This is a genomic window from Actinoplanes sp. NPDC049668 (assembly GCF_044465445.1).
Lineage (GTDB): Bacteria > Actinomycetota > Actinomycetes > Mycobacteriales > Micromonosporaceae > Actinoplanes.
Map to the genome: position 1 here is coordinate 1 of NZ_JBITLR010000018.1, position 6,076 is coordinate 6,076.

The following is a 6,076-nucleotide window of genomic DNA, read 5'->3' on the forward strand; positions in this document are numbered from 1 at the left end:
CGGTTTCCCCCCGCATGTTCCGGCTTCACGTTCGGCCGGGCATGGGGAGAACAATCCGGTCCGTGCGGTGCGCGACCCGGTCCCGAACCGGTGCCGCCCGGTTGCGAACGAACCGAATAGCGAGACTTGAGGATTTCGGCGCTGGAAAACCTCGTCATGTGGGTGATACCGGACACAGGCGCGCCGCCGTCGGGTCCGAGGCTCACCGTCGAGTCCGAGTTAGAGTGACGAAAGCGGTCATCTCGGACGGGATACGGTCTCGGCCTGCGCCCGGCGCAGCGAAGGCGCCGCGCGACGGCCGCGGTTCCGTATCGCAGCAGCTCCGAGACGCTTACGCGATGTGAAAAATTGGTGTACTCGGCAGTAGTCAAGCAGGGTGTAGACAAGTGCAGGCGACGCTTCGGGACCCGGACGTCGCCTGCTGTGCGTGGGGTACTTGGGAGGCTCAGCCGGTGTTCAGTCGTGTCGCCATCGTCAACCGTGGAGAGGCCGCGATGCGGCTCATCCACGCCGTCCGGGATCTATCGGCGGAAACCGGAACGCGTATCGAGACGGTGGCTCTTTACACCGACGCCGACCGCAACGCGACCTTCGTCCGCGAAGCAGACATCACCTACTGCCTCGGCCCCGCGTCGGCGCGCCCGTACCTCGACCACGCCGTGCTGGAGCGGGCCCTGGTGGAGACCCGGTCCGACGCGGCGTGGGTCGGCTGGGGCTTCGTCGCCGAGGACCCGGCGTTCGCCGAGCTCTGCGAAAAGATCGGCATCGCCTTCGTCGGGCCGAGCGCCGACGCGATGCGCAAGCTCGGCGACAAGATCGGCGCGAAGCTGATCGCCGAGGAGGCCGGCGTGCCCGTCGCGCCGTGGAGCCGCGGCGAGGTCGCCACCCTGCAGGACGCGCTGCGCGCCGGCGCCGAGATCGGCTACCCGCTGATGCTCAAGGCGACCGCGGGCGGCGGCGGGCGCGGCATCCGGATGGTCGCGTCGGGCGAGGACCTGACCGAGGCCTACGAGCGCACCAGCCAGGAGGCGTTGCGCGCATTCGGCTCCGGCGTGGTCTTCCTGGAGCGCCTGGTCACCGGCGCACGGCACGTCGAGGTGCAGGTCATCGCAGACGGGCAGGGCACCGCGTGGGCGCTGGGCGTCCGCGACTGCTCGGTGCAGCGGCGCAACCAGAAGATCATCGAGGAGTCCGCCTCGCCGGTGCTCGCGCCGGCCCAGGCCGAGGAGCTCAAGGCGTCGGCCGCGCGGCTCGCCCTCGCCGTCGGCTACCGCGGTGCCTGCACCGTCGAGTTCCTCTACCACCCCGGCGAGAAGCTGTTCGCCTTCCTCGAGGTCAACACCCGGCTGCAGGTCGAGCACCCGATCACGGAGATCACCACCGGCACCGACCTGGTCCGGCTGCAGCTGCACGTCGCGAACGGCGGACGGCTCGAGGGCGACCGACCGGCGGAGATCGGCCATGCCGTCGAGGCCCGGCTGAACGCCGAGGACCCGGACCGGGACTTCGCGCCCTCGCCCGGGCGCATCGCGCGGCTGGTGCTGCCCGCCGGGCCCGGCATCCGCGTCGACACCGGCGTCAGCGAGGGCGACACCATCCCGGCCGACTTCGACTCGATGATCGCGAAGATCATCGCCCACGGCCGCGACCGCGGCGAGGCGCTCGCCCGGCTGCGCCGCGCGATGGCCGAGACCACGGTGATCATCGAGGGCGGCGCGACCAATAAGAGCTTCGTGCTCGACCTGCTCGACCAGCCCGAGGTGATCGACGCGAGCGCCGACACCGGCTGGATCGACCGGGTACGCGCGCAGGGCCGGCTGGTCAGCCACCGCAACTCCGGGGTCGCCCTGGCGGCGGCCGCGATCGAGGCGTACCAGGACGAGGAGGAGGTCAGCCGGCAGCGGCTGCTCGCCACCGCGCACGGCGGCCGCCCGCAGGTCCAGCACGAGAGCGGCCGCCCGCTCGACCTCAAGCTCCGCGGCACCGGCTACCGGGTGACCGTCGCCCGCGTCGGCCAGAAGCGCTTCCGGGTCGGCGTCTCCGGCGGCGGCGACCCGCACCAGGCGGACGTCGAGGTCGAGCGGTTCGACGAGTACAGCGGCCGGATCGTGGTCAACGGGCACCGCTTCCGGCTGGTGTCGGCCACGCACGGCCCGATCCACCTGGTCGAGGTCGACGGCATCACCCACCGGGTCAGCCGCGACGAGGGCGGCGTGGTCCGCTCGCCCGCGCCCGCGCTGGTGGTGGCGACGCCGCTGGCCGTCGGCGACGAGGTCGACTCCGGCGCGCCCATCCTGGTGCTGGAGAGCATGAAGATGGAGACGGTGCTCCGTGCGCCGTTCCGCGCCCGGGTGCGCGAGTGCCCGGTCTCGGTGGGCAGCCAGGTCGAGACCGGCACGCCGCTGATGCGCCTGGAGCCGCTCGCCGACGAGGGCGCCGAGCAGGAGGCGGCGGGCGCCGGCCAGGTCGTCGAGATCGACCTGCCGGCCGTGCCGCCGCACGTCTCCGCGGCCGAGCGGGTCGAGCGGGGCCTGCAGGACCTGCGCAGCCTGCTGCTGGGCTTCGACGTCGACCCGCAGGATCGCGGGCGCGTGCTGACCGGCTACCTGGCGGCCCGGGCCGAGCTCGGCGACCGGCCGCTGCCGGGCGAGCTGGAGCTGCTGACCGTCTTCGCCGACCTGTCGGAGCTGAGCCGCAACAAGCCGGGCGGCGAGCTCGAGCCCGGCAACCTGGTGCACAGCCCGCGCGAGTACTTCCACAGCTACCTGCAGAGCCTCGACGTCGAGCGGGCCGGCGTCACCGAGGCGTTCCAGGCCCGGCTGAAGTTCGTGCTCGGGCACTACGGCGTCGTCGACCTGGACCGGTCGCCGGAGCTGGAGGCCGCGGTCTTCCGCATCTTCCTGGCGCAGCAGCGGATGTCGACCGACGTCGCGATCGTGTCGGAGCTGCTGCGGCAGTGGCTGGCCGGTTCGCCGCCGCTGGAGTCGCTGAGCGAGCGCGCCGGGCTCACCCTCAAGCACCTGATCGAGGCGACCCAGGTGCGCTTCCCGGTGGTGTCGGACCTGGCCCGCGGCGTCGTGTTCCGCTGGTTCGCCCAGCCGCTGCTGCGCCGCAACCGCGCCGAGGTCTACGCCGCGGTCCGTGCCGACCTGCGTCACCTGGACCGCAACCCGGACGCGCCGGACCGCGCCGAGCGGATCCAGTCCATGGTGGCCAGTTCCGAGCCGCTGGTCCGGCTGATCGGCCAGCGGATCGGGCGGCCCGGCCGGGACCACGTTCCGCTGCTGGAGGTGCTGACCCGCCGCTACTACGGCAACCGCAGGCTGTCCGCGGTGACCGCACGGGAGGCCGCGGGCTGCCGGTTCGTCACCGCCGAGTTCACCGGCCTGGCCGGCGCGACGAAGGTGGTCGCCACCGCCGTCGACATCGCCGCACTGCCGGACGCCATCGGCGCGCTCGGCGGGTTCGCCACCGACATCGCCGAGGGCGGGCTGGTCGCCGACCTCTACGTCACCTGGGAGGACCAGCCCGACGCCGACACGATGGCGGTCCGGCTCGGCGAGCTGCTCGCCGGGCACCCGCTGCCCGCGGGCATCCGGCGGATCACCACCACCGTCGCCGGCACCACCGGCGCGGTGATGCACCACCACTTCACCTTCCGGACGTTCCGCCCCGACGGCGCGGGCTTCGCCGAGGACCGGCTGATCCGGGGGCTGCACCCGCAGATCGCGCAGCGCTTGCAGCTGGAGCGGCTGCGCGAGTTCGATCTCACCCGGCTGCCGTCCGCGGACGAGGAGATCTACCTGTTCAAGGCCGTCGCGCGCAGCAACCCGGCCGACGAGCGGCTGTTCGCGATGGGCCAGGTCCGCGACCTGACGCCGCTGCGCGAGGCCGACGGCCGGCTGGTCGCGCTGCCCGCGGTGGAGGAGGCCATCAACGCGGGCCTGGACGCGATCCGCAACATCCAGGCGCAGCGGCCGCAGAACAAGCGGTTCGACACCAACCAGATCATGATGTACGTCTGGCCGTCGACGGAGCTGACCGGCGAGGAGCTGCACGCGCTGGTGCAGCGCATCCTGCCGACCACGGCGGGCACCGGGCTGGAGGAGGTCCAGTTCGTGGCCCGGCAGCGCACCGCCCGTGGCGAGCTGACCGAGGTCGCCGTGCGGATCACCATCGACCCGGGCGACGGCGCGCACCTGCACGTCGGCGAGCCGTCGACGGAGCCGGTGCAGCCGCTGGACGACTACCGGCAGAAGGTGCTGCGGGCGGCGCGGCGGGGCAACATCTACCCGTACGAGCTGACCGGCATGCTCGCCGGGCCCGGCGGCAACTTCACCGAGCACGACCTCGACGGCGACGGCGTGCTGGTCCCGGTCGACCGGCCGAAGGGACGCAACTCCGCGGCGATCGTGGCGGGCGTCGTCACGACGCCGACCGTGCGGTACCCCGAGGGCATGTCGCGGGTGGTGCTGCTCGGCGACCCGGTGAAGGCGCTGGGCGCGCTGTCGGAGCCCGAGTGCGCGCGGGTGATCGCCGCCCTCGACCTGGCCGAGCGGATGCGGGTGCCGCTGGAGTGGTTCGCGCTGTCGGCCGGCGCGCGGATCTCGATGTCCTCGGGCACCGAGAACATGGACTGGGTCGCGGCCGCGCTCAAGCGGATCGTCACGTTCACCCAGGCGGGCGGCGAGATCAACATCGTGGTCGCGGGGATCAATGTCGGCGCGCAGCCGTACTGGAACGCCGAGGCGACGATGCTCATGCACACCAAGGGCATCCTCGTGATGACGCCGGACTCGGCGATGGTGCTCACCGGAAAGCAGTCGCTCGACTTCTCCGGCGGCGTGTCGGCCGAGGACAACTTCGGCATCGGCGGCTACGACCGGGTGATGGGCCCGAATGGCCAGGCGCAGTACTGGGCGCCCAGCCTGCCGGCCGCGCGCGACGTGCTGATGGCGCACTACGACCACACCTACGTGGCGCCCGGCGAGACGACGCCGCGCAAGGCCGGCACCGGCGACCCGGCCGACCGCGACGTCTCCGGGTTCCCGCACGAGATCGCCGGCAGCGACTTCACCACCGTCGGCCAGATCTTCTCGGCGCAGCACAACCCGGACCGCAAGAAGCCGTTCGACATCCGTACGGTGATGCGCGCGCTGTCCGACCAGGACCACGCGGTGCTGGAGCGCTGGGCGGGCATGGCCGACGCCGAGACCTCGGCGGTGCAGGACGTGCACATCGGCGGGTGGCCGGTCTGCCTGATCGGCATCGAGTCGCGGTCGGTGCCGCGGCGCGGCTTCCCGCCCACCGACGGGCCGGACACCTACACCGCGGGCACGCTGTTCCCGCGGTCGTCGAAGAAGACCGCGCGGGCGATCAACTCGGCGTCCGGCAACCGGCCGGTGGTCGTGCTGGCGAACCTCTCCGGGTTCGACGGCTCGCCGGAGTCGATGCGCAAGCTCCAGCTCGAGTACGGCGCCGAGATCGGCCGGGCCATCGTCAACTTCGAGGGCCCGATCGTGTTCTGCGTGATCTCCCGGTACCACGGCGGCGCGTTCGTGGTGTTCTCCAAGGCGCTCAACCCGAACCTGACGGTGCTGGCGCTGGAGGGCTCGTTCGCCTCGGTGCTCGGCGGCGCCCCGGCGGCGGCCGTGGTCTTCTCCGGCGAGGTGAACAACCGCACCGCGACCGACGCCCGGGTGACCGGGCTGCAGGCGCGGGTCTCGGCGGCCAGTGGCGCCGAGCGGGCGGCGCTGAACGCCCAGCTCGCCGAGGTGCAGTCCGCGGTCCGGGCGGAGAAGCTCGGCGAGGTCGCCGCGGAGTTCGATCGGGTGCACAGCATCCAGCGCGCGGTCGACGTCGGCTCGGTCGACGCGATCATCAGCGCCGCACAGCTCCGGCCGCGGATCATCGAGGCCATCGAGCACGGCATGAAGCGGTGAGGCCCGGCGGCGGGGGGGGGGGGGGGGCCCCCCCCCCCCCCCCCGAGGGCGCGACGACACAATTTGGTTGGGGGGGGGGACGGGGCGGGGCCGGCCCCCCCCCGCGCGCCGGGGCGGGGGGGCGGGCCGCCCCC

Annotated in this window: 1 protein-coding gene; it reads left to right on the forward strand. The window is 72.9% G+C overall.

Going from position 1 to position 6,076, the window contains the following annotated elements:
* Window positions 1–452: 452 nt before the first annotated feature.
* Window positions 453–5,942, forward strand: coding sequence for a biotin carboxylase N-terminal domain-containing protein (locus ACIBSW_RS40525; RefSeq protein WP_354730644.1), 5,490 nt, complete (start codon window positions 453–455; stop codon window positions 5,940–5,942).
* Window positions 5,943–6,076 lie beyond the last annotated feature (134 nt).